The sequence below is a fragment of the Pseudoalteromonas sp. genome, from assembly GCF_018402495.1.
Lineage (GTDB): Bacteria > Pseudomonadota > Gammaproteobacteria > Enterobacterales > Alteromonadaceae > Pseudoalteromonas.
Genome location: NZ_JAGYIU010000001.1, coordinates 366,340 through 390,589, shown reverse-complemented (window position 1 = coordinate 390,589; position 24,250 = coordinate 366,340). Strand labels below are relative to the sequence as shown.

Annotated in this window: 19 protein-coding genes, 16 tRNA genes and 1 pseudogene; 20 read left to right on the top strand and 16 right to left on the bottom strand. The window is 40.3% G+C overall.

What is annotated here, in order from left to right:
• Positions 1–22: 22 nt before the first annotated feature.
• From KG708_RS01870 to KG708_RS01825, 10 genes and pseudogenes are all read left to right on the top strand, one after another.
• Positions 23–99: transfer RNA gene (locus KG708_RS01870), tRNA-Asn, on the top strand.
• Between the two features lie 169 nt (positions 100–268).
• Positions 269–2,212 carry a GGDEF domain-containing protein gene (locus KG708_RS01865; protein ID WP_213607841.1) on the top strand — a complete coding sequence of 648 codons (1,944 nt, stop codon included), beginning with the start codon at positions 269–271 and terminating at the stop codon, positions 2,210–2,212.
• Positions 2,213–2,451: 239 nt separating this feature from the next.
• A complete protein-coding gene (gene rsxA / locus KG708_RS01860; protein WP_008115244.1) occupies positions 2,452–3,033 on the top strand; it encodes an electron transport complex subunit RsxA in 582 nt (193 codons plus the stop codon).
• 1 nt (position 3,034) lies between these two features.
• Complete coding sequence (gene rsxB / locus KG708_RS01855) at positions 3,035–3,589, top strand: electron transport complex subunit RsxB (protein ID WP_036982152.1); 555 nt, start codon at positions 3,035–3,037, stop codon at positions 3,587–3,589.
• Positions 3,590–3,597: 8 nt separating this feature from the next.
• Complete coding sequence (gene rsxC / locus KG708_RS01850; RefSeq protein ID WP_213607840.1) at positions 3,598–5,991, top strand: electron transport complex subunit RsxC; 2,394 nt, start codon at positions 3,598–3,600, stop codon at positions 5,989–5,991.
• Complete coding sequence (gene rsxD / locus KG708_RS01845) at positions 5,988–7,046, top strand: electron transport complex subunit RsxD (protein ID WP_213607839.1); 1,059 nt, start codon at positions 5,988–5,990, stop codon at positions 7,044–7,046. The genes rsxC and rsxD overlap by 4 nt, the downstream gene beginning before the upstream one ends.
• Positions 7,043–7,681: an electron transport complex subunit RsxG gene (rsxG, locus tag KG708_RS01840; RefSeq protein WP_213607838.1), complete on the top strand. Its 639-nt coding sequence runs from the start codon at positions 7,043–7,045 to the stop codon at positions 7,679–7,681. Before rsxD ends, rsxG begins: the two co-directional genes overlap by 4 nt.
• Positions 7,678–8,376: an electron transport complex subunit E gene (locus KG708_RS01835; RefSeq protein WP_213607837.1), complete on the top strand. Its 699-nt coding sequence runs from the start codon at positions 7,678–7,680 to the stop codon at positions 8,374–8,376. The genes rsxG and KG708_RS01835 overlap by 4 nt, the downstream gene beginning before the upstream one ends.
• A 45-nt stretch (positions 8,377–8,421) precedes the next feature.
• A complete protein-coding gene (nth, locus tag KG708_RS01830) occupies positions 8,422–9,054 on the top strand; it encodes an endonuclease III (RefSeq protein WP_213607836.1) in 633 nt (210 codons plus the stop codon).
• A gap of 182 nt (positions 9,055–9,236) precedes the next feature.
• Positions 9,237–10,206: pseudogene (locus KG708_RS01825) on the top strand (IS30 family transposase).
• 45 nt (positions 10,207–10,251) lie between these two features.
• On the opposite strand, the gene KG708_RS01820 reads toward KG708_RS01825, so the two are convergent.
• Together KG708_RS01820 and KG708_RS01815 are read right to left on the bottom strand one after the other, a co-directional pair.
• Positions 10,252–10,806, bottom strand: a complete 555-nt coding sequence (locus KG708_RS01820; protein WP_213607835.1) for a GNAT family N-acetyltransferase — start codon at positions 10,804–10,806, stop codon at positions 10,252–10,254.
• A complete protein-coding gene (locus KG708_RS01815) occupies positions 10,803–10,976 on the bottom strand; it encodes a hypothetical protein (RefSeq protein ID WP_213607834.1) in 174 nt (57 codons plus the stop codon). Before KG708_RS01815 ends, KG708_RS01820 begins: the two co-directional genes overlap by 4 nt.
• A 464-nt stretch (positions 10,977–11,440) precedes the next feature.
• Between KG708_RS01815 and KG708_RS01810 the strand changes: the two genes are divergently transcribed.
• Together KG708_RS01810 and gloA are read left to right on the top strand one after the other, a co-directional pair.
• Positions 11,441–13,351 (top strand): aminotransferase class V-fold PLP-dependent enzyme, encoded by a 1,911-nt coding sequence (locus tag KG708_RS01810; protein WP_213607833.1) that lies wholly within the window; start codon positions 11,441–11,443, stop codon positions 13,349–13,351.
• Positions 13,352–13,521: 170 nt separating this feature from the next.
• Positions 13,522–13,923 (top strand): lactoylglutathione lyase, encoded by a 402-nt coding sequence (gene gloA, locus KG708_RS01805; protein WP_213607832.1) that lies wholly within the window; start codon positions 13,522–13,524, stop codon positions 13,921–13,923.
• An 88-nt stretch (positions 13,924–14,011) separates the two neighbouring features.
• Here gloA and KG708_RS01800 read toward each other — a convergent pair whose 3' ends face one another.
• The 9 genes from KG708_RS01800 to KG708_RS01760 all read right to left on the bottom strand — a co-directional run bounded on the left by KG708_RS01800 (position 14,012) and on the right by KG708_RS01760 (position 16,258).
• Positions 14,012–14,278 carry a DksA/TraR family C4-type zinc finger protein gene (locus KG708_RS01800; protein ID WP_213607831.1) on the bottom strand — a complete coding sequence of 89 codons (267 nt, stop codon included), beginning with the start codon at positions 14,276–14,278 and terminating at the stop codon, positions 14,012–14,014.
• A gap of 479 nt (positions 14,279–14,757) precedes the next feature.
• Positions 14,758–14,833: transfer RNA gene (locus KG708_RS01795), tRNA-Glu, on the bottom strand.
• 176 nt (positions 14,834–15,009) lie between these two features.
• Positions 15,010–15,085 (bottom strand) — tRNA-Glu (locus tag KG708_RS01790).
• Between the two features lie 179 nt (positions 15,086–15,264).
• Positions 15,265–15,340: transfer RNA gene (locus tag KG708_RS01785), tRNA-Glu, on the bottom strand.
• 90 nt (positions 15,341–15,430) lie between these two features.
• Positions 15,431–15,506, bottom strand: a tRNA-Glu gene (locus tag KG708_RS01780).
• A gap of 90 nt (positions 15,507–15,596) precedes the next feature.
• Positions 15,597–15,672 (bottom strand) — tRNA-Glu (locus KG708_RS01775).
• A 179-nt stretch (positions 15,673–15,851) separates the two neighbouring features.
• Positions 15,852–15,927, bottom strand: a tRNA-Glu gene (locus KG708_RS01770).
• Positions 15,928–16,070: 143 nt separating this feature from the next.
• A tRNA-Glu gene (locus KG708_RS01765) sits at positions 16,071–16,146 on the bottom strand.
• A gap of 36 nt (positions 16,147–16,182) precedes the next feature.
• Positions 16,183–16,258, bottom strand: a tRNA-Ala gene (locus tag KG708_RS01760).
• Positions 16,259–16,920: 662 nt separating this feature from the next.
• Between KG708_RS01760 and KG708_RS01755 the strand changes: the two genes are divergently transcribed.
• From KG708_RS01755 to KG708_RS01720, 8 genes are all read left to right on the top strand, one after another.
• A tRNA-Val gene (locus KG708_RS01755) sits at positions 16,921–16,996 on the top strand.
• A gap of 147 nt (positions 16,997–17,143) precedes the next feature.
• Positions 17,144–17,219: transfer RNA gene (locus KG708_RS01750), tRNA-Val, on the top strand.
• 168 nt (positions 17,220–17,387) lie between these two features.
• A tRNA-Val gene (locus tag KG708_RS01745) sits at positions 17,388–17,463 on the top strand.
• Positions 17,464–17,630: 167 nt separating this feature from the next.
• Positions 17,631–17,706, top strand: a tRNA-Val gene (locus KG708_RS01740).
• 168 nt (positions 17,707–17,874) lie between these two features.
• Positions 17,875–17,950: transfer RNA gene (locus KG708_RS01735), tRNA-Val, on the top strand.
• Between the two features lie 143 nt (positions 17,951–18,093).
• Positions 18,094–18,169 (top strand) — tRNA-Val (locus KG708_RS01730).
• A 169-nt stretch (positions 18,170–18,338) separates the two neighbouring features.
• Positions 18,339–18,414: transfer RNA gene (locus KG708_RS01725), tRNA-Val, on the top strand.
• Positions 18,415–18,754: 340 nt separating this feature from the next.
• Positions 18,755–20,383, top strand: a complete 1,629-nt coding sequence (locus KG708_RS01720; RefSeq protein ID WP_213607830.1) for a tetratricopeptide repeat-containing response regulator — start codon at positions 18,755–18,757, stop codon at positions 20,381–20,383.
• Here KG708_RS01720 and msrB read toward each other — a convergent pair.
• The 5 genes from msrB to ligA form a co-directional block, all read right to left on the bottom strand.
• Positions 20,380–20,820 (bottom strand): peptide-methionine (R)-S-oxide reductase MsrB, encoded by a 441-nt coding sequence (gene msrB / locus KG708_RS01715; RefSeq protein ID WP_213607829.1) that lies wholly within the window; start codon positions 20,818–20,820, stop codon positions 20,380–20,382. The genes KG708_RS01720 and msrB overlap by 4 nt on opposite strands.
• A 91-nt stretch (positions 20,821–20,911) precedes the next feature.
• Positions 20,912–21,358 carry a hypothetical protein gene (locus tag KG708_RS01710; protein WP_213607828.1) on the bottom strand — a complete coding sequence of 149 codons (447 nt, stop codon included), beginning with the start codon at positions 21,356–21,358 and terminating at the stop codon, positions 20,912–20,914.
• Positions 21,359–21,364: 6 nt separating this feature from the next.
• Complete coding sequence (locus KG708_RS01705; RefSeq protein ID WP_024602644.1) at positions 21,365–21,865, bottom strand: DUF2919 domain-containing protein; 501 nt, start codon at positions 21,863–21,865, stop codon at positions 21,365–21,367.
• Positions 21,862–22,206 (bottom strand): DUF3392 domain-containing protein, encoded by a 345-nt coding sequence (locus tag KG708_RS01700; RefSeq protein ID WP_213607827.1) that lies wholly within the window; start codon positions 22,204–22,206, stop codon positions 21,862–21,864. Before KG708_RS01700 ends, KG708_RS01705 begins: the two co-directional genes overlap by 4 nt.
• On the bottom strand, positions 22,199–24,220 hold the full coding sequence (ligA, locus tag KG708_RS01695) for an NAD-dependent DNA ligase LigA (protein ID WP_213607826.1): 2,022 nt from the start codon (positions 24,218–24,220) through the stop codon (positions 22,199–22,201). Before ligA ends, KG708_RS01700 begins: the two co-directional genes overlap by 8 nt.
• Between the last annotated feature and the right edge of the window lie 30 nt (positions 24,221–24,250).

Sequence of the window (24,250 nt, the reverse complement as noted above, 5' to 3'; positions counted from 1 at the left end):
GTCGTAATAAGTTTATTTTAGTTCCCCCTTAGCTCAGTTGGTTAGAGCGACGGACTGTTAATCCGCAGGTCCCCCGTTCGAGTCGGGGAGGGGGAGCCAATTTACTGTAACCCCATAGACATACCCTTTAATTTACTCTACCATCCTTATAATAAAAAACTTATTGCTTAAAAAACTAACCATTTTATAACTGTTTATATCGGGTTATAATTAGTTTTATTAATCATGAGGTTCTGTCCTCCCCCATTTGAAATAAAAAGATTAAATAATGGCAGCTTTCAAAAAACTTATTTTTATACAACTGCTTGCTTGGTTGGCACTCATGGCCGCCGGCAGTTATTTTATTAGCCAAAATTTTGATAATGCCATTGGCAATGCTCAAAAAAATGCACAAGCAACTGTTGAGCAGTATATAAAAAACCTTTCGGCAACAGATATCCCAATAGAAAACCTAAAAAGTACCCTTAACGTTAGTGAAACATTTTCAAGTTTTACCTTAAGTGACTACCAAGGTACTGAAGTGTTTTCAGTTAGCAATACACACGAGCTCCCTTTCCTAGCTCAGTTTGTCCAGTCTAATTTAAACTCTGTCCGTCTGCAGTACGCAACTAATAATAATGCTGATATAAAAGTTGCGTTTAAATTAAATATGACTCATTTGGGCGAGCAGTTTCAAACCTACTTTTTTATCCTTTTTACAATTAGCACTTTACTTACATTAATACCTATTTTATTAATGAAAACTATTGTTAAAAACATTAACGACAATGTGTACATGGCAGTTGCTGATGCAATTGATATATATATAAACCAAAATCAACTTGACGATGATTTTGCAACCCAATTTGATCCAAGCCAATTAGAAAAATTAGGGAAAAATTTAGTTCCTAGTTTTAACCGTTTGTCGTATTTTTTAAAAAATAAAAACGACGATATGAAAAATGCAGCACACAGTATTAAACGTGAGGCTTACAAAGATGGTGTCACGAGTTTGGGTAATCGCAATATGTTTGTTGATTACTACGAAAAAAATATTGAAAACGCCGAAGTAAGTACGTTTGGTTCTTTAGCATTGGTTCGCTGTAGTGAATTACAATCAATTAATCAAAGCCGAGGCTATCAAAAAGGCGACGAGTACATCAAAGCAGTGGCAGATATAATAAAACATATCAGTGGGACCTATTCAAACAGTCAAGTTTTTAGGGTTAACAGTTCTGATTTTATTATAATTTTACCTAACACACCGCTAAAAGAAGCTGAAAGGTTTGGTGAAAACTTACAATCTCGCTTTACCCAACACATGCAAAACCAAGAACTTACCTCAGTTGCTAACACAGGTATTGTGGGTTACGAAAAAGCTAAACCACTAGGAGAGTTACTTTCTATTGTGGATAACGCGATGAGTATGGCCCAATCAAAACAAGTTAATGCGTGGCATGTACAACGTGATACTGATCTTGTTAATAATGTAAGCGCAGGGTTTGGTAATCAAAACTGGCGAAAAGTGATTAATGAAGTCATTGAATCTAAAAGCGTTCATTTAGTAATTCAAAACATTATGCCATTAGGCAAAAGCATTAAAGCCTACGCTGAAATTCAAGCTCGTTTCAAAACAGAAGAAAAGCAAGCTCTACCAACAGCTTCATTTTTAGCAATGGCTGAAAAGCTTGATATGGCGATAGAAATTGACAAGTTGATCATAGACTCGTCTTTAGAAAAAATAAAATCGAGTAATTTATCTGAAAAATATTTTGGCCTAAATATTACCCCTTCAAGTGCACACAGTGATCAGTTTATGATCTGGTTGGAGCGCCGTTTACTCAAAGACACCCACATCACTTCAAAATTAATTTTTGAAGTAAGTGAATTTGGTCTGCAACAAAATATTAAAGCGAGTAAACGTTTTATTGATATGGTGCATCGCGTAGGCGCCAGAGTCACTGTTGAGCGCTTTGGCGTTGGACTCACCTCATTTAAGTTTTTCAGGGACTTAAAACCAGACTTTATTAAAATGGATGCAAGTTACACCCGAGGTTTAGAAGACGATAAAAATAACCAGTACTTTATGCGTTTAATGGTTGACCTTGCTCACCGAATTGGCGTGAGTGTTTTTGCTGAGGGCGTCGAAAGCCAAGAAGAAAAACATATTGTCGAAACGTTATGCCTTGACGGTGTTCAAGGCTACTACATTGAAAAACCCAAAGATATCTAACCTCCCCTATGAATGTAAAAAAGAGCATAAATGCTCTTTTTTACATTCTAAACTGTGCTTTTATCAGCCATCAGCCGTTAAAATGCTGACAGTTTTTTAATTGCAATGTCCCTTGATTTTAACCCTTTACAATTAGCCCATTATTTAACGTTGTTTATTTAACTGATAATCACTCAACGTGTTGTTAATCACAGTAGAAAAAAGGATAATACACGGGATTTTATTAGCGTGAGGCACACATGACAGAATACGTCTTGTTATTAATTGGAACAGTGTTAGTCAACAACTTTGTATTAGTACAATTTTTAGGCCTTTGCCCGTTTATGGGTGTGTCTGGGAAACTTGACACAGCCATAGGTATGTCTTTGGCAACTACCTTTGTGCTAACGCTTGCCTCTGTGACCAGCTATTTAGTAAATGAGTATATTTTATTACCATTGGATATTACCTATCTCAAAACAATGAGCTTTATTTTAGTAATAGCTGTTGTTGTACAATTTACTGAAATGGTTGTCAGAAAAACCAGTCCAACGCTTTACCGGTTACTGGGAATATTTTTACCTTTAATAACTACTAACTGTGCGGTATTGGGTGTTGCTTTATTAAATATCAAAGAAGATCACACGTTTTTACAATCGGCCGTTTATGGCTTTGGTGCTGCGGTGGGGTTTTCATTAGTATTGGTTTTATTTGCTGCATTGCGCGAGCGTTTAGCCGCAGCAGACGTACCAACCCCATTTAAAGGTGCCTCAATCGCAATGATAACGGCAGGTTTAATGTCAATGGCCTTCATGGGTTTTACTGGATTAGTGAAGTTTTAATATGACCTTGTTGTACGCTTTAATAGCGCTGGGTTTGCTGGCGTTAATTTTCGGATTAATTTTAGGGTTTGCAGCAGTACGCTTTCGAGTTGAAGGTAATCCTGTTGTAGAACAAATCGACACCATTTTACCGCAAACACAATGCGGCCAATGTGGTTACCCTGGCTGTCGTCCTTATGCAGAAGCCATTGCCAATGGCGATGAAATAAATAAATGCCCACCCGGTGGTGATGCCACAGTTAAAAAATTGGCCGATTTGATGGGTGTTGAAGCGAAACCGTTAGCCGGCGGCGAACAAGCAGATCCGGTTAAAACAGTGGCGTATATCCGCGAAGACGAATGTATTGGCTGTACCAAATGTATTCAAGCCTGCCCTGTTGATGCCATTGTGGGTGCAACACGTCAAATGCATACCGTTCTAATTGACGAATGCACTGGCTGCGATTTGTGCGTTGAACCTTGTCCGGTCGATTGTATTGACATGCTACCTGTTGCACCAACAAAACAAACCTGGAAATGGCAATTAGACGCTATTCCTGTTACCCAAATAGATTAGAGGTTTGAGTGGAAAAGTTACTTGAACAAATAAAAAAAGGCACCGTTTGGGCATTTCCTGGCGGCGTACATCCTCCTCAGCAGAAATCATTATCTAATAGTGCGCCTATAGCCAGACTCCCTTTGCCTGAAAAACTTGTTCTGCCTTTAAAGCAGCACATTGGCGCTAGTGGTAAATTAATAGTTGAAAAAAACCAGCACGTGTTAAAAGGCCAAGCGTTAACAAAGCCATCAGCTAATTGGTCGGTGCCAATACATGCACCTACATCAGGTACTATTATTGATATTACGCCTATGCCATCAGCGCATCCTTCGGCATTACCTGAATTAAGCATTATTATTGAACCCGATGGCAACGATACCTGGTGTGAGTTATCGCCTGTTACAAATCCAGCAACAGCATCACATGATGAACTGGTTGATGTTATACATAATGCGGGGATCTCTGGCATGGGCGGCGCAGGCTTCCCAACCTATGTAAAAGCTGATATTAAACAACCTATTGAATTTTTGATTGTTAATGCGGTTGAGTGTGAACCTTATATCACGGCTGACGATACCTTAATGCGTGAGCACGCCGCTGAAATAGTCAAAGGTATTGAGCTAATGCAGCAGTTACTCAATCCGACGCTGTGTATTATTGGCATTGAAGACAATAAGCCCGAGGCTATCACAGCCATGACAGAAGCGGCGAAGCATAACGAGCATATTTTAATACAAACCGTGCCTACTGTTTACCCTTCTGGCGGTGAAAAACAGCTGATAAAACTACTCACCAATCGTGAAGTTCCTAATGGGGGCATTCCCGCGGATATCGGTATTTTAGTGCATAACACAGGTACTTTGTACGCCATTGCGCAAGCCGTATACGAAGGTAAACCATTAATTGAACGTGTTGTTACCGTAACGGGCAATACTATACATAATCCAGGCAACGTATGGGCTTTACTAGGTACTGAAATTAAGCACTTACTTGATTACCAAGGTTTTTCACCTGTGCCACAACAGCGCGTGGTTATGGGCGGCCCTATGATGGGCTTTACCTTACCTACGGTTCGTATTGGAGTTGTTAAAACAACAAACTGCATACTTGCCCCAGATCACAATGAATTAGCAGAGCCTGGCCCAGAAAAAGCCTGTATTCGCTGTAGTGCCTGTGCAGATGCCTGCCCTGCCTCGTTATTGCCCCAGCAATTACAATGGTTTGCTAAATCAAAAGAATACGACAAACTTCAGGAACACAACTTATTTGACTGTATTGAATGCGGTGCGTGTGCCTATGTTTGTCCAAGTGAAATTCCACTCGTGCAGTATTATCGCGTTGCAAAAGTTGAGATTAAAGAGCAAATTGCCGAGAAGATAAAATCTGATCGCGCTAAAGAGCGCTTTGATGCACGTAAAGCCCGTTTAGAGCAAGAACAGGCAGAGCGAAAAAATCGTCACAAACGCAAACCTGCTGCAAAAACCGCAGATGAACAGCAAAAAGTAGCTGATGCGCTTGCTCGGGTTAAAGACAAAGCCGGTAACAGTGATAATAAATCAGCCGTTGCAGCGGCAATTGCTCGCGCCAAAGCTAAAAAACAAGGCGGCGAACTCGAGCCAGATAACAGTGAAGTTGCAAAAGAACGCGCAGCACGTAAAGAACAAGCTCGCCTTTACAAAGAGCAAAAGGCACAAAATAATGGTGATGACGAGCCTGTAGATAATAAAAAATCAGCCGTTGCTGCAGCTATTGCCCGTGCTAAAGCCAAAAAAGCAGCACAAGCCAATGAACAAGCACCAAGTGATGACACAGTAAGTGAATCGCCAGTTGCTGCCAATGATAAAAAAGCCGCGGTAGCTGCTGCTATCGCCCGCGCTAAAGCTAAAAAAGCAGCACAAGCCAATGAGCAAGCACAAAGTGATGACACAGTAAGTGAATCGCCAGTCGCTGCCAATGATAAAAAAGCCGCGGTAGCTGCTGCTATTGCTCGTGCTAAAGCCAAAAAAGCAGCACAAGCCAATGAGCAAGCACAAAGTGATGACACAGAAAGTGAATCACCAGCACCGGCTGCCGATGATAAAAAAGCCGCCGTAGCTGCCGCCATTGCCCGTGCTAAAGCTAAAAAAGCCGCCCAAGCGAGTGAGCAAGCGCCAAGTGATGACACAGTAAGTGAATCGCCAGTCACTACAGATGATAAAAAAACGGCCGTAGCTGTCGCCATTGCCCGTGCTAAAGCTAAAAAAGCCGCCCAAGCGAGTGAATTAGCACAACAGAATGAAAACGCTGAACCACAAGGTAACGATGAATCTTCAGAAGGTTCACAGCAAACCGCTCAAGAAAAGAAAAAGGCTGCCGTCGCTGCCGCGATTGCCCGTGCTAAAGCTAAAAAGCAACAAAAAGAAGGAAACGATCAGTCATGAAACTAACCATGGCCAGTTCACCCCACAATCATAGTCACAAGTCTGTGACACGGTTAATGTTAACTGTGATTGCGGCCTGTATTCCTGGTGTTATTGCACAAGTTATATTTTTTGGTACCGGTGTACTTATCCAATTATTATTAGCATTAGTGTGTGTGAGCGCATTTGAAGCAGCCATTATGCTAATGCGTAAGCGCTCTATTTGGCCTTCATTAAGCGATGGTAGTGCGTGGCTAACGGGCGTGCTACTAGCTATTAGTATTCCGCCTTTAGCGCCTTGGTGGATTATTGTTATAGGGTGTTTATTTGCCATTGTTATTGTTAAGCAACTTTACGGTGGTTTGGGCTTTAATTTATTTAACCCTGCAATGGCGGCCTATGTACTTTTATTAGTGTCGTTCCCTGTGCAAATGACGGCCTGGTTACCAGTTACAGAGTTACTTGATACAAATATCACCTTTAGCCAGCAACTAAGCCTAATATTTAGCGATTTTACAGCATTAGGTTACAGCTTAGATCAACTCAGGGTGGGCATTGATGGCAGCACCATGGCTACCCCACTTGATACATTAAAAACAGATATTGCTCATAGCCTAACCGTTTCTGAAAGTATGCAAAAACCTGTATTTGATCAATGGGTAGGCCTAGGTTGGGGGTGGGTAAATTTAGCCTTTTTACTCGGTGGACTTTATTTATTAAAAACAAAAGTGATTAACTGGCATATACCGGTGAGTTTTATTGCCAGTTTAAGCCTATGCGCTGCAATTGGTTATATTGCCTCGCCAGGTACAGAGCCGGGTGTAGTGTTTCACTTATTTAGTGGTGCGACTATGCTGGGGGCCTTTTTTATCGCCACAGACCCTGTATCAGCTGCAACCACTAATCGAGGCCGCCTTATTTATGGTGCCGCAATTGGTTTAATTGTGTATTTAATTCGTACTTTTGGCGGCTTCCCAGATGCCATAGCATTTGGGGTATTACTGATCAACATTGCAGTACCGCTTATCGACTACTACACACAACCAAGAACTTATGGCCATGGAGCAGTAAAATGATTATTTCTTCAATGGTAAAAAATGGCGCAATATTATGCGGTTTCGCACTCCTTACAACAGGATTAGTGGCCACTATAAACTCGTTAACGGCCGATAAAATTGCAGAGCAAGAGCAACTGCAATTAACTAACCAGTTACAAGAAGTATTACCGCACAGTAAGTACACTAATGAACTTTCTCAAGATTGTGTGATCATATCAGACCCTTTACTGGGGCCATACGACAACCAAGTAATTTACCGTGCACGTAAAGATGACGAACCCGTTGCATTAGTCATTCGTCATGTCACTCCTAGCGGCTACAGTGGCGATATAAACTTACTTAGCGCGGTATATCGCGATGGCAGCGTTGCTGGTGTAAGGGTTACTAAGCATGAAGAAACCCCAGGTTTGGGCGATAAAGTAGAAATTAAAAAGTCAGACTGGATCACCTCATTTAATTCAAAAACAGTACAAAGCGAAAGTGACGCGCGTTGGGCCGTTAAAAAAGATGGCGGTCAGTTTGATCAGTTTACTGGCGCAACCATTACGCCTCGCGCTGTAGTTGGCTCAGTTAAAAATGCGGTAGTGTATGCACAAAGTAACTTTGATGATCTTTTTGCAGCAGCGAATGCTTGCCCTGAGGTAACACCATGAGTGAATTAAAAACCCTTTATAAAGAAGGCTTATGGGGAAATAACCCCGCTTTAGTACAGTTACTAGGTTTATGTCCTTTACTCGCTGTTACCTCCACAATTACTAATGCGCTCGGTTTAGGATTAGCAACCTTATTAGTGTTAGTGGGCTCTAATATTACCGTATCAATTGTGCGTAACTGGGTACCTAAAGATATTAGAATACCTGTGTTTGTGATGATTATTGCAGGTTTTGTAACAATTGTGCAGCTGTTAATGAACGCCTACACTTTTGGCCTTTATCAATCTCTAGGAATTTTCATTCCATTAATTGTGACCAACTGTGCCATTATTGGCCGTGCTGAGGCGTATGCATCTAAAAATCCAGTACATTTATCTGCTTTTGACGGCTTAATGATGGGCTTAGGATTTATGCTGGTACTGGTTGTACTTGGCGCAATGCGCGAGTTGATTGGCCAAGGCACCTTATTTGATGGCGCTGATTTATTACTCGGCCCTTGGGCTAGTGTTTTACGTATCGAAGTGTTTAGCTTTGATAGCCAGTTTTTACTCGCCATATTACCACCCGGCGCCTTTTTAGGACTTGGGCTGTTGATCGCCGCTAAAAACGTCATTGATGCACAAATAAAATCAAAACAAGTAACGCCGCCAGAAGCTGAAAAAGGCCCGCGAGCGCGTGTTACTAGCTTAACTTAAGGGGAAAACGCATTAACTTAATAAAGCTAATGCGTTTTAAGTTAGATGAATAAAGAAAAACGTCACCAAATACTCACGCGCTTGCGCGATGACAACCCACATCCTGAAACGGAGCTTGAATATTCAAGCCCGTTTGAGTTGCTAGTTGCTGTTACATTGTCTGCACAAGCCACCGATGTAGGCGTAAATAAAGCCACCCGAAAACTCTTTCCAGTGGCTAACACACCGCAAGCTATTTTAGATATTGGCCACGATACACTGCGTGATTACATTAAAACCATCGGTTTATTTAATTCCAAAGCCGCCAATGTATACAAAATGTGCCAAATATTGGTTGATCAGCATAACGGCATCGTGCCTGAAAACCGCGAAGCCCTAGAAGCGCTCCCTGGCGTTGGCCGTAAAACCGCTAACGTAGTGCTCAATACCGCCTTCGGCTGGCCAACAATAGCTGTAGATACCCATATTTTCCGTGTTTCTAATCGTACTAAGCTTGCCATGGGTAAAGACGTAGTCGCGGTTGAGCAAAAGCTCGAAAAAGTAGTCCCTAAAGAATTTAAAGTAGACGTACATCACTGGCTTATTTTACATGGTCGCTATACCTGTGTTGCCCGAAAACCTAAGTGTGGCAGCTGTATTATTGAAGACTTGTGCGAGTTTAAAGATAAGACTGAGTAATGTTTATTCTTTTTTGAGCCAATAAGTAAACTTTAAGTTTTTATCTTTGTTGTTTGTATGCATTATTTAACTGCTAATGACTAATCATTACATTCCTAAATTCGGATAATAAGTGCAATTTCTCAGATTAGATGGCCAGCTGTTATAATTCGGCCATTTTCTCGCCAAAGGAAATTGCTTTAATGAAATATAAACAGCTGACACAAGAAGAAAGATACCAGATTTACGCGTTAATAAAAGCAGGAAATAACCAAAAACAAATTGCTGATGAACTAACTCGTTCACCGTCATCTCATTTCCAGAGAGTTAAAACGCAATAAAGGGCTTAAAGGCTATCGGCCTAACTAAGCCAATAATTTTGCAGAGCAAAGACGCAAATCATCTTTCAAAGCAAGTAAGTTAACAGATGAAGTTACTGAATGGATTAATAAATTGTTGCTTAACGGACTTTCGCCAGAGCAGGTGGCAGGTCGCTTAGCTTTAGAGAAAAAGGTCGTTTTACATCATGAAACGATTTATCAATATATTTACAGGGACAAGGCGCGTGGTGGTGAACTACATAAGACACTCACTCGTGCATGTAAAAAGTATAAAAAACGCTATGGAAGCTACGATAAACGTGGGCAGATAGTTAATCGAGTCAGTATTGATGAACGCCCAAGTATTGTGGATGCAAAGTCTAGGATTGGTGATTGGGAGGGGGACACAGTGATAGGCAAAGGGCGTAAAAATGCCTTTGTCACAATGGTTGAACGTAAAACGTTATATACAATCGTTCACAGAATTGAAAGCAAACATGCGCAAATAACAGCTGATGCGCTGATAAAGTGTATGACACCATATAAAGATAAGGTTATTACCGTGACTTTAGATAATGGAAAAGAGTTTGCTTACCATGAGCATATTGCACAAAAATTAGAAGCGGATGTGTATTTCGCTCACCCATATTCATCATGGGAAAGGGGCATAAATGAGAATACCAACGGCTTACTCAGGCGCTTCTTCCCCAAGGGAACTGACTTTATGGCGCTAAGTGAGTCAGAAATACAGGCGGCAGTTGATAAGCTCAACCATCGGCCAAGAAAGACAAGAGGGTATAAAACTCCTCATGAATTATTTACCGGGCAATCAGAAGTTCTGGTGGCTGCATAATGATTGCACTTAATACTTGAATTCAAGATTCCAATGACGGTATTCCTATTCAATTTTTAATACTTCGATTTTAAGTAAAGAAAACAATAAGCTTCCTAAAAAATGCTTGTACATAGCTTCTATTTCCTTTTGAGAGATAGTGCCACCACGTATAAGCACTTCTTGCCGCTCAGCTGGCTCTTTTGTAATAAACCCGGTAGATCTGAACCCATTTTTTTCATAAAACGCTTTGCGCTTGACTCTTTGTTGATAGTTTTCTTTCTTTTCATCAAGCTCTTCAATAGTTAGAACAATTCTTTTGTCCGAATACTTTTCGTTCATAGCATCCATTACTTTGCTTCCGTAACCACTTGAGCGGAGCAATTCAGATATCGCAAAAAACTTTACACAGACAATGTTTTTATATTCTTTAGTATAGAGAAAACCAACCCATTTATTATGATCATAAATAACATCAAAGCCATTTTTTCCATTCCTCATCCTATATTTAACAACCCATTCTGGTAGTTTTTGAACTTTTGGAAAAGCTTCGAAAAAAAGGTCTATAACTTTTGAATAGTTAAAATCATGTTTGTTAAGTGGGCGAAAAGTAATGGTCATATTAACCCTGCAAGCCAATCAAAAGTTAACATAGTGGTAAAAACCTTTAATCCGATTAAGGCGGAAATTATTAATATAAATAGGACTTTAATTTTTTTACTTTTTAGATTATTCCAGAGTAAAAGTTTTACATGGAGTTCATTTTTAAACTCAGCAATATCTTCTTTCATACATAATTCGCCATCTTGTGTTGTAATTAATAGCGACTACAACACAAGGTAATATGAGTTACCAGATTAACTTTGTAACTAAAAGCTACGCTGAAGCCTAATACAAGCATTCTATCTTTGATATTTAGGGTTGTAACTACCAACATTTTGCATGACCGTTAAACCTACGTAGCATGTAAACCTTAGCGTGGCAGTTGTATTATTGAAAACTTATGTGAGTTTAAAGATAAAGCAGATTAGACTCTGTAGATAAAGTACGTTCATTTTGGATAGTTATTAATGATAAATTTGCCATTATTAGGCCTATAAAAATAAGCTCTATGATTAATTCGCATTTCAATATTATTTCTTGTTTATTCGAGATTTGGCGTAATTATTGGAACATTTTCAACGTATTAATTTCACAAGCGTCAGTCCTTTAGTTATGCTGTTGAGCATTATGAAATTTTATTACGAGAATTCCTATGCTACCAATACTTCGTATCTTGTTAATTGAGCAAGATCCAGTCACCTTACAAGAGCTTTCAACGAATCTATCGAAGACCATTGTCAATTTTGAGCGAGATGATATTCATATCGATATTATTGAGCGTCTTGAGCTAAAACAAGCGTTGGACATTGTAGAGGAAGATGGTGATATTCAGGCTGTAGTGCTTAGCTGGGATTTGCAAAATAAGGTTGGCGAACGCACTTATAGTCGCTTTATCGAGCAGTTAAAAGGGATCCGCCTTGAGCTGCCTGTTTATGTTATTGGCGATGATACGAAGGGGCTAGAAATCGTTAATGAGTCGGAGGAGATTGAGTCTTTCTTTTTTAAAGATGAGGTAATTTCTGATCCTGAAGCAATTTTAGGCTATATGATCAACGATTTCGATGACCGCTCAGAAACCCCATTTTGGACTGCGTATCGCCGTTATGTTGGCGAAGCAAACGATTCTTGGCATACACCAGGTCACAGTGGCGGCTCGAGCTTTAGAAATTCTCCTTATATTAAAGATTTTTATCAGTTTTATGGTCGTAATGTGTTCGTGGGCGATCTGTCGGTTTCTGTTGATTCGTTAGGATCATTATCAGATAGCACCAATACCATTGGCCGTGCGCAAGAGTCAGCAGCGGCGACGTTTGAAGTCAAGCATACCTATTTCGTTACCAATGGGTCGTCTACCTCAAATAAAATCATCTTGCAGACATTGCTGCGTAAGGGCGATAAAGTGATCATCGACCGCAATTGTCATAAATCTGTGCACTATGGCATTTTGCAATCAGCGAGTTTACCTGTTTATTTGTCGAGTATTTTAAATCCTAAATATGGCATTTTTGCGCCGCCGTCGTTGGCCGATATAAAACAAGCGATAGAACAAAATACCGATGCAAAATTGCTGGTTCTCACCGGTTGTACTTACGATGGCCTACTGAGCGATCTGAAACAGGTGGTCGATTTTGCCCATCAACATGGTATTAAAGTATTTATTGACGAGGCATGGTTTGCTTACTCGCTGTTTCATCCAAGCCTACGATACTATTCCGCCATTCATGCTGGCGCTGACTACGTCACTCATTCGGCGCATAAAGTGGTATCGGCGTTTTCTCAAGCGTCTTATATTCATGTTAACGACCCTGATTTCGATGCTGATTTCTTTCGTGAGATTTACAGTATTTACGCCAGTACATCGCCAAAATATCAGCTTATAGCGTCGCTTGATGTGTGCCAAAAGCAATTAGAGATGGAAGGCTATAAGTTACTCAATGCTTTGTTGAACCATGTGGAAGAATTTAAACAACAGATGGCTTCACTCAAACAAATTAAAGTACTAGGTAAGCAAGACTTTATGGAAATATTTCCGCACTTTAGTGGTGATAACATGGGTCACGATCCGCTAAAAATTCTCATCGATATTAGCGAATTACCTTATTCATTAAAGGATATTCATAAATACCTGCTGGATGAAATTGGCCTAGAAATAGAGAAGTACACTCACAGCACTATTTTAGTGTTACTGACGCTTGGTGGTACGCGCTCAAAAATAATTCGTCTTTACAATGCGCTCAAAAAACTCGACAGTGGTAGAGTTAAACTAGCCACATCGATGAGACGCTCTCGCTTACCCGAGAATTTACCCGCTATCGATCTTGCTTGTATTCCAAGCGACGCCTTTTATGGTGAGCGAGAATCTGTGCCTATTAGCAAAAGTAATAATCGCATTTGTGCAGGTTTAGTGACGCCTTACCCGCCAGGTATTCCGCTTTTAGTGCCTGGGCAGCATATTACAGAGGAACATATAGAGTACCTTAAAGAGCTAGCAGGACAAGGTTTGACTATTCAAGGGAGTTTTGATGGTGAAATCTATGTTCTTAAGGGCAAAGTTCAAAAGTAAAAATATACTTTAATAAAGTCGTTGTGCAGTTTATAAATACTAATGGCGATGATACTGTGATGCTCACAGAAATAATTTATAATCGGATTATTGATATTTTAACAGCGCAGCAGTAGTAGTTAAAACTAGCTGCGTTATAAAAATTTATATGAATTTTAAAGAGGATTTAAATGCGTTTACTACACACCATGTTACGGGTTGCTGATCTAGATAAATCAATTGCGTTTTATACTCAAGTACTTGGTATGAAAGAGTTACGCCGTGCTGATAACGAAGAGTATCGCTATACCCTAGCCTTCGTAGGCTATGGCGATGAAAAAGAGACAGCAGTACTAGAGCTGACCTATAACTGGGATACCGACAGCTACGATTTAGGCAATGCCTATGGTCATATCGCGATTGAGTTTGATGATATCTATAAAGCCTGTGCTGATATCAAGGCCGCTGGCGGCAATGTTAGCCGTGAGCCTGGACCTGTTAAAGGCGGCACGACAGAAATAGCGTTTGTAAAAGATCCAGATGGCTACTCAATTGAACTTATTCAGAAAAAAGAAAATATGAATAAATTTTAGTAAATATATTTAATAGGTTTACTAACCCTTTTAATTATTTAAGCTCCACTCTGATACGATATTAAAAAAGGTGCTGTATGCACCTTTTTTATCGTAATTGACTATCTTTACTGCCACGCCGATTAAGCCCTTTAAAAAGCGCGCCTTTACCTTCTAGTTCAACTTGACAGCTTACACAATATTTAACACCTAGTAACGCAAGTCTTCGTGCCTGTGGTATTGGTTCATCACATTCTTCACATAGCTCGGCACTGGCTCCAGAAACTAAATTACTTCTAGCATATTGCACAGCATCATTAACGCTGGCGTCGATTTGATCTTGAATTGCACCATCGCGTGCCCATCCACTTGCCATATAACCTCCTATTTATTTGGACGTTTATATGTAATACCAATCCGCAATAATACTCAATCATTTTGCGGGGCTAAACGTGTCGCTATCTGTGTTAAAAAATTCTCATTTAGAACAACTAAATAGCGAATTTTTTGCCTAGCTATCACCCCGTTTTTCCTGCCTCAAAATAGACCGCTTAATTAAGCGAATTGGTATAACCTAACATAGGCGAAGTATATTTAAGCTGAATATAAAGAAAGGAAAAAAACTAATAATATTTAGGAGTTATTATATAAAATACTTAATTTTTAGATTTTAACTACACTGGATAATTTTGAAATAGTGATGGAAATGCAGGTAAACTGATTCTAGATACTTTTTATTAAAAGCTATATTACTAATAAATAGTAAGTGGCGTACGAAAGATATTAGTCTTTTGTTAACGTTATGTATAGAGAGTGTGATGTAACACTTCTTTACACATTACTTAAAAAAGTAAATGGCGTCCCCAAGGGGATTCGAACCCCTGTTACCGCCGTGAAAGGGCGGTGTCCTAGGCCTCTAGACGATGGGGACGCAGAAATTGGTTTGCAAATCACTGATTTGCTATTTCTGCGTAAGATGAGCCGAGCCTGCGAGGCAGTGGCATTATCTTCTCAGAAACATTTTCTGTGTCACTAGGACAACTGAATAGTTTAACTCGTTTCAGGCGAGCTGCTTCATAACACTGCACTGACTATGAAAATAGTAAGTGGCGTCCCCAAGGGGATTCGAACCCCTGTTACCGCCGTGAAAGGGCGGTGTCCTAGGCCTCTAGACGATGGGGACGCAGAAATTGATTTGCAAATCACTGATTTGCTATTTCTGCTTAAGATGAGCCGAGCCTGCGAGGCAGTGGCTTATCTTCTCAGAAACATTTTCTGTGTCACTAGGACAACTGAATGGTTTGACTCGTTTCAGGCGAGCTGCTTAATAACACTGCACTTCCCTATTTTAAAATAAGCAAGTGGCGTCCCCAAGGGGATTCGAACCCCTGTTACCGCCGTGAAAGGGCGGTGTCCTAGGCCTCTAGACGATGGGGACACAGAATATGTGTCACTAGGACAACTGAATAGTTTGACTCGTTTCAGGCGAGCTGCTTAATAACACTGCACTGACTATGAAAATAGTAAGTGGCGTCCCCAAGGGGATTCGAACCCCTGTTACCGCCGTGAAAGGGCGGTGTCCTAGGCCTCTAGACGATGGGGACACAGAATATGTGTCACTAGGACAACTGAATGGTTTGACTCGTTTCAGGCGAGCTGCTTAATAACACTGCACTGACTATGAAAATAGTAAGTGGCGTCCCCAAGGGGATTCGAACCCCTGTTACCGCCGTGAAAGGGCGGTGTCCTAGGCCTCTAGACGATGGGGACGCAGAAATTGGTTTGCAAATCACTGATTTGCTATTTCTGCTTAAGATGAGCCGAGCCTGCGAGGCAGTGGCTTATCTTCTCAGAAACATTTTCTGTGTCACTAGGACAACTGAATGGTTTGACTCGTTTCAGGCGAGCTGCTTAATAACACTGCACTTCCCTATTTTAAAATAAGCAAGTGGCGTCCCCAAGGGGATTCGAACCCCTGTTACCGCCGTGAAAGGGCGGTGTCCTAGGCCTCTAGACGATGGGGACACATAAATGTATCACTAGGACAATCGATTAGTTTTACTCACATCCTGAGCTTTTAAGGTAATGGCGTATAGTACAAATAAAGACTCGAGCTTTATGTGTTACGCTATTTTCTCGGTAAAACCGCCTTTAACTAAAAAGTTAAGTGGCGTCCCCAAGGGGATTCGAACCCCTGTTACCGCCGTGAAAGGGCGGTGTCCTAGGCCTCTAGACGATGGGGACACAGAAAACTGTTACCCTAGGACAAACACTAAAAATTGGTGGAGCTATGCGGGATCGAACCGCAGACCTCTTCGCTGCCAGCGAAGCGCTCTCCCAGCTGAGCTATAGCCCCAACTTATTCAATACGCTCGGTGATAATCACGTCGTGTATCGCTTAGTGCGGGGCGCATTCTATGCACCCCCCAAAATAAAGTCAACAGTTTTTTATGCGACATTATTTAAATGGTTTAAATTTCAACAAACTGGCTATCATACGTGCTAAAAAACAGATTTTCATACTAATTTAGATGTCACGTTGCGCTTTACGTTGTTGTACTCGCCACATGTATACGACTGAGTACCCTATTCAACCGATAATATGAGTTTGAATATGATTTAAAGGGTATACATTTATATGCAAATTAGCTTGATGCTGTTTTACTACTAAAAAAGCGCTGTTCATTGGCATGTTAAACTTTAAATAACTTTTATTACCCGCTAATTTGTATCACGCAATACAATTATTGAAAGTTAGCCTTTTATTACATAAATATTTTATTGTTTATCCGACCACTAATGACATCTATTTAGTCTACACCGCCGACTTTAAATAAACATTAAGCTTAACAATTGTTCGTTTAATATTACTTTGTTGATAAAGTGAACACCGCTCGCACTGTATTGTTTATAAAAGCTTCATTCAGCACATTTTTATCATTCAAGTGTTGACACATTTGCAACTCTATCTATAATAGCGCCCCACAACAACGCAGCAATGTGTTGTTATTTAGATACGGGTGATTAGCTCAGTTGGGAGAGCATCGCCCTTACAAGGCGAGGGTCACTGGTTCAAGTCCAGTATCACCCACCACATGTTAATGTGTCGTATCTAATATTCTACATGGGGCGTTAGCTCAGTTAGAAAAAAGAGGGCCCACTGCTATTTACAAGTAACGGCGAGGTTCACTGGTTAAAGTCCAGTACTATTTATTTTAATAGTAGCGTTTAATTTATATGTGGGTGATTAGCTCAGTTGGGAGAGCATCGCCCTTACAAGGCGAGGGTCACTGGTTCAAGTCCAGTATCACCCACCACATATAAAACCTATTATCATGTTAATAGTCATGTTTTAAAGTTGTAATATGGGTCGTTAGCTCAGTTACAAGAAATGAGAGCATCACCGCTATTTACAAGTAACGGCGAAGTTCACTGGTTAAAGTCCAGTGCTGTTTATTTTAATAGTAGCGTTTTAATTTATATGTGGGTGATTAGCTCAGTTGGGAGAGCATCGCCCTTACAAGGCGAGGGTCACTGGTTCAAGTCCAGTATCACCCACCACATATAAAATCTATTATTATGTTAATAGTCATGTGTAAATTTGTAATATGGGTCGTTAGCTCAGTTACAAGAAAAGAGAGCATCACCGCTATTTACAAGTAACGGCGAAGTTCACTGGTTAAAGTCCAGTACTATTTATTTTAATAGTAGCGTTTTAATTTATATGTGGGTGATTAGCTCAGTTGGGAGAGCATCGCCCTTACAAGGCGAGGGTCACTGGTTCAAGTCCAGTATCACCCACCACATATAAAATCTATTATTATGTTAGTAGTCATGTGTAAATTTGTAATATGGGTCGTTAGCTCAGTTACAAGAAAAGAGAGCATCACCGCTATTTACAAGTAACGGCGAGGTTCACTGGTTAAAGTCCAGTGCTATTAATTTAATAGTCATGTTTTAAATTTGTAATATGGGTCGTTAGCTCAGTTGGGAGAGCATCGCCCTTACAAGGCGAGGGTCACTGGTTCAAGTCCAGTACGACCCACCATTTTTAAAATGGTGCATATTGCAAAAATCTAAATGGGTGATTAGCTCAGTTAGAAAAAGAGAGCGTCACCGCTATTTACAAGTAACGGCGAAGTTCACTGGTTAAAGTCCAGTACTATTTTTATAATAGTTTGATTTATATGTGGGTGATTAGCTCAGTTGGGAGAGCATCGCCCTTACAAGGCGAGGGTCACTGGTTCAAGTCCAGTATCACCCACCACATATAAAACCTATTACTATGTTAATAGTCATGTTTTAAATTTGTAATATGGGTCGTTAGCTCAGTTACAAGAAAAGAGAGCATCACCGCTATTTACAAGTAACGGCGAGATTCACTGGTTAAAGTCCAGTGCTATTAATTTAATAGTCATGTTTTAAATTTGTAATATGGGTCGTTAGCTCAGTTGGGAGAGCATCGCCCTTACAAGGCGAGGGTCACTGGTTCAAGTCCAGTACGACCCACCATTCTTAGAATGGTGCATATTACAAAAATCTAAATACTCCATTATTACACACCATTCTTATATTACTAATTAAACAACTTCTGTGTTTTTTACCCATCAGATATTAAAACCTTATATATTCCGAATCTAATAACCTTCAAAATCATTTTGTTTAAACTTACTTTATGAAGCGTGCGATTCATTCACTTTGAATGGCTATTTAGCTCTTTTAAGATAAAATATAATCCTTTTAAATTAATAAGCTTAATAACCCTTCATCTTTAAGGCTAATCTTTAAATTACCTTGTAAGCGTCTAAACTGTTGATTATAGTCTGTGTTAAATTTAATAACGCTTAAGCCAATGTCTAAAAATATTTTCTCAGAAGCCAAAATACTGATTGTAGAAGAGCAGCCACTAGCTCAAAGCTACATGAAACAGTCGCTCGAAAAGATTGGCTTTGGACATTTGCGTTTTGCTGATCATGCGCTTGCTGCGAAAGAACAATGCCTTCATGAACAATTTGACTTGGTTATATGCTCTTTTAATTTAAGTAAACACCAAGATGGCTACCAACTCTATGAAGAATTGCGTGCTAAAGCGTTAATTAAACACTCTACTGGGTTTATATTTACTTCTGCAGAGACTAGCGGAGAGTTAGTTCACAGTGTACTCGAACTTCAGCCTGATGATTTTTTAGTAAAGCCTTTTACCGTACAAGACCTAAGAGTGCGCATAGAACGCATTCTAAAGCGCAAAAATGATCTTAGTGCTATCTACACATTAATCGATGACGATAATCAATCTAAAGCATTAAAACAAATTAATGCTCAGCTTGATAAAAGTAATAAATACAGCCCTATTCTGCTTAGGCTAAAAGGAAATATTTTACTGGCATTAAAACAAAACCAAGAAGCGAAAGACTTTTTTAAATCAGTTTTGAATATTCAAAAATTTGCTTGGGCAAAAGTAGGATTAGTAGAAGCCTTAATTGCTAACAATGAGCATATTTTGGCTCAACGCATGCTTAAAACGATGCTTGAACGTAATGAAACACGACTAATTGCATTAGACTTATTAGGGCGTTTAGAGATAAAACTAAACCAGTTTGAGTTAGCTCAAGAATTTTTAAGTCAAGCAGCCCATATTGCTCCGCGTAATATAGACCGTCAAAAATCATTGAACAGCGTATCGCTTATTAACAGAGACTACGAAACTAGCTACTTAACTCAAAAAGATATTGCGAACTATGCTAAGTACTCTATGCATGATAGCCCTGATATTTATTTAAATGCCGCTCGTGCTGGGATTGATTTTGCATTAACCACAGATCAAACAGACCAAATAAACAGAATCTCCCGTCAAACAAATAAATATATCAACGAGCTAAAAACACAATTTCCATCCAATACCGCGCAAACTCAAATTGATGTGCTCAATGCGCGCCTTTATTATTTAAAAGATGAACATAAAAAAGCGAAACAGCTGATTGAGCAACTTGATGACAGCGATAACCAAATACGCTCCATTGATGGTGCCCTAGATAAAGCAAAAGCGCTGCATGAATTAGGTTTTCACCAAAAGGCGCAAGTGCTATTCTCACACATTATCGATCATTGTGAGCGCCATCCAAGTAGAAGTGATGCGACTTACTTGCGTTATATACAGCAACAACAAAGTGAAAGACGTGATATAAAAATGGGGCCGAAAGAACTTAACAACCATGCGGTTAAACAGTTTGAGCGTGGCCAGTTAAATGTAGCTTTAGAGGCATTTAGCCAAGCCTTTAGAGTCATGCCGCACAATCCAAGTATTGCACTTAATTTATTACAGTGTTTAGTGGATAAATCAAAAAAACAGGGTGGCTCTTTCAATAGTTTATTGGCTCAAAAGTGCCTTAAGCTATTAAAAAAATCAGCCTTACCAGAAGAGCAGTCAGCCCGATTTGACATACTACTCCAAACTGCTAAAGAAATGAAATTAGAGCTTTAGCGCTTTTTCATCGCAAGCGCGTTTACACAGTAGCGCAATCCGGAAGGAGATGGGCCATCTGGAAAAATATGCCCTAAATGCGCATCACACACATTACAAACAACTTCAACTCGCTCCATGCCATGGCTGTTATCTATTACATAACTAATTGCTTCCTCAGTCGCCGGTTGGGTAAATGAGGGCCAGCCGGTGCCGCTATCAAACTTTTCATCCGCATCAAACAGTAGGTTGTCACAACACACACATACGTACTTTCCCGGTTCTAATAGTGTGCAACTAGTTGAACTATTTGGTCGTTCAGTCCCCTTTTTACGGGTCACATAATATTGCTCTTCGTTTAACAGTTCGCGCCATTGCTGGTCTGTTTTAACCAGTTTTCGAACCGGTGTTGGATTACTATGGTTGGCAAAATTAACAATATCGTTCCACTTCAACATAACAACCTCATTGCGTTATTGGCCTATTTTATTTCAATTGGTAGGCATTTCTTTTAGCTAATCTCTGTTACGTCAGTGACCAATGTCACGATCAGCAATACCTAAATACGATACTCTGCCTCTCCGATGCTGTAAGTATACGGCTTACATAAGCGTGTAATTGAGCTTGACTACCAGGAATACTGACGCTTAATTGCCTGTCATTATTACTATGCACTATTAGCTCATCGTCTTTTATCTCTATTGACTCAATATTGCTGATGACTAACCAATGTGGGCCATTCTTTTTATCAAACAACCCGGTTAAACTAAAAACAAACAAATGCTGCGCGTCACGCTGAATAAAGTTATGTAGTGGATTACGCATTTTAAATAACGGCGTTAATCGGTAGCAGCACGAACAAAATACCACTATCCACAATAGCAATATCCCTTTAAACCAAATATGTTCGCCTAATGATAAAAAATAGCCAACGCAGATAATAATCAGCCCTATAAAGGCCACTACTTGCGCTATTTTTTTATTAATAGTGTGCATAATCTCTTACTTTTTATCGGTTGCTTTTTCTGTCGGCTCGGGCCAATCACTAAAAAAAACACTTAAATAACGACTTTTTGCCAAATACCACAATACCCACAATACAATCACCATTTGTATGGCTAAAAACAGTGAAAAGCGATAATGACTATGGGCCGCCTGGATACTTAACCACGACAAGTCTATTAGCGCGCAAGCAATAAGCGGCCAACGCATGTATCGCCAAATACGCGCTAACCGTTTCGTAGCTTGATGCGAGTCTCTGGGTCTGCGTAAACAAAACAAAATAGTGGGTACAATTGCCACGGCACCAATTGCTATGGCAATAAAAAAATCATTTTTTGATTTAAAAAACAATGACATTAAATCAAGTTCGGGACGACGGCTCAGCGCGGCAATCACCCAAATGAAATAGGCCCGCAGTAACACTAAAATACTCAAATGAAACGCTATTGGCGTACGATAGCTACCATATTTATCCCAGTATTCAGGTCCATAACGGCTCACAACTGGTTTTTCCTATCGGCAATAGTGCCCAAAATAAAAAATGCAGCTAATAATGTGAGCCCTAACCACTTAGCACCAAAAAAGAGTAAGGCTTTAGTTAGCAGTGGGCTTAACCACACCACTAATAAACCAAACCCAAACGCGGTGATCAACACAAAACACGTTACCCTAATAATAAAGTGACGCCTAGCAACCACTCTTTTAGTTATTTTTAAAATATCGCCTGCATAAAGCGATATTAGACACACCATTAAAAGCAATGATAAATGCGATAAATAACCTTGCAGCCACTGGCCCAGATCAATTAACAGCGTATTAAGTATATTTGTAAAACTAACCATTATGAGTCTCTAACAAAGTAATTAAATCATCCTCTGTCAGTATTTCTATACCGAGTTCTTGCGCTTTGGTGAGCTTAGAGCCAGCTTTTTCCCCCGCCACCAGCGCATACGTTTTTGCCGAAACACTACCAGAAACCTTGGCACCTAATTGTTGCAGGCGCGCCTTAGCATCATTGCGATTAAGCGTATTAAGCGTCCCTGTTAGCACATAAGTTAAACCCGCTAGTGGTTGTTGTTGCTCTGATGGCGCAGTCAACTGTGGCCAATTAATGCCTTGGGCTATTAATTCATTCACCACGGTTAAATTATGCTCTTCAGTAAAAAAGCCGCGCACGTGCTTTGCCACTATTTCACCTACATCGCTTACTTCAATCAATTGTTCGATGCTGGCCTCAATAACGTTTTCAAGTGTTAAAAAATGATTAGCTAAGTTTTGAGCGGTGGCCTCACCAACTTCACGAATACCCAGTGAATATAAAAACTTTGCTAGCGTGGTCGTTTTTGCATCATCAAGCGCGGCAACTAAATTTTTAGCTGACTTAGGCCCCATGCGCTCCAAAGATTCAAAATGTCCCTGCTTTAAAATAAATAAATCGGCGGGAGTTTTTATCAGCTCGCGATCAACTAATTGATCAACAATTTTATCGCCCAAACCGTCAATATCTAATGCCTTACGCGATGCAAAGTGTTTAATTGCTTGTTTGCGCTGTGCCTGACACACTAAACCACCGGTACAACGTGCAACGGCTTCACCTTCAACCCGTTCAATGTGCGAGTCACAAATGGGGCACATAGTTGGAAATACAATCTCTTTTGCATCGCTTGGGCGTTGCTCAAGTACCACTTGAGTAATTTGCGGGATAACATCCCCTGCGCGGCGAATAATCACAGTATCGCCCACTTTAACGCCTAAACGAGCTATTTCGTCGGCATTATGCAGCGTTGCATTTGATACCGTAACACCCCCAACAAATACCGGCTCTAGTCGTGCTACGGGAGTAATTGCCCCAGTGCGCCCTACTTGAAATTCAACATCTAATAATTGCGTTATTTCTTCTTGCGCCGGAAATTTATAAGCAATTGCCCAACGCGGTGCGCGAGCTACAAAGCCTAAACGCTCTTGTAAGGCTTTTTTATTTACCTTTATTACCACGCCATCTATTTCGTACTTTAGCTCGCTACGGCGCGTTAAAATGTCATTGTAATAAGCAAGCGCGGCTTTTGGGCCTTCAACTAATTTGGTTTCTGGGCACAGCGGCAAACCCCAGTCTGTCAGTTTAGCAAGTTGTTGGTAGTGATCTTCAGGTAAGGTGCCATCGGCAACTAATCCAGTGCTGTAGGCATAAAACATCAATGGGCGTTTTGCGGTAATTTTAGAATCGAGTTGGCGTAAACTGCCCGCCGCCGCATTTCGTGGATTGACAAAGACTTTATCGCCACGCTTTTGTGCCTCTGAATTTAATTTTTCAAAGCCCGCGCTATCCATAAATACCTCACCGCGCACTTCAAGTTCACGAGGGTAATCATCACCGCGCAATTTTAATGGCACATTACGGATTGTTTTTACATTTTGAGTAATGTTTTCGCCAGTAAAGCCATCGCCACGGGTCGCCGCTTGAACCAGTACTCCATCGCGATAAATAATCGATACCGCTAAACCATCCAGTTTAGGCTCACAACAAAATGTAAGCTCGTCGGTGCTCATTAAGCGCTCTTTAATACGACGATTAAAACCGCTAAATTCATTCTCACCAAAAGCATTATCAAGGGATAACATAGGCACTTGGTGCGCTACTTGCTCAAATTTGGCAAGCGCAGCCCCCCCCACTTTTTGCGTAGGCGAGTCGGCAGTTAAAAACTCAGGGTGCTGAGTCTCTAATTCACTCAGTGTCCGTAACAAGCGATCATATTCGGCATCAGGTATGCTTGGTGTATCAAGTACATAATAATTATAATTGTGTTGCTCAAGCGTGGTACGAAGATGATTAATTTGCTCACTAATGCTGCTTGTCATGTAGACCTCAAAAAAACATAAAAAAAGCCA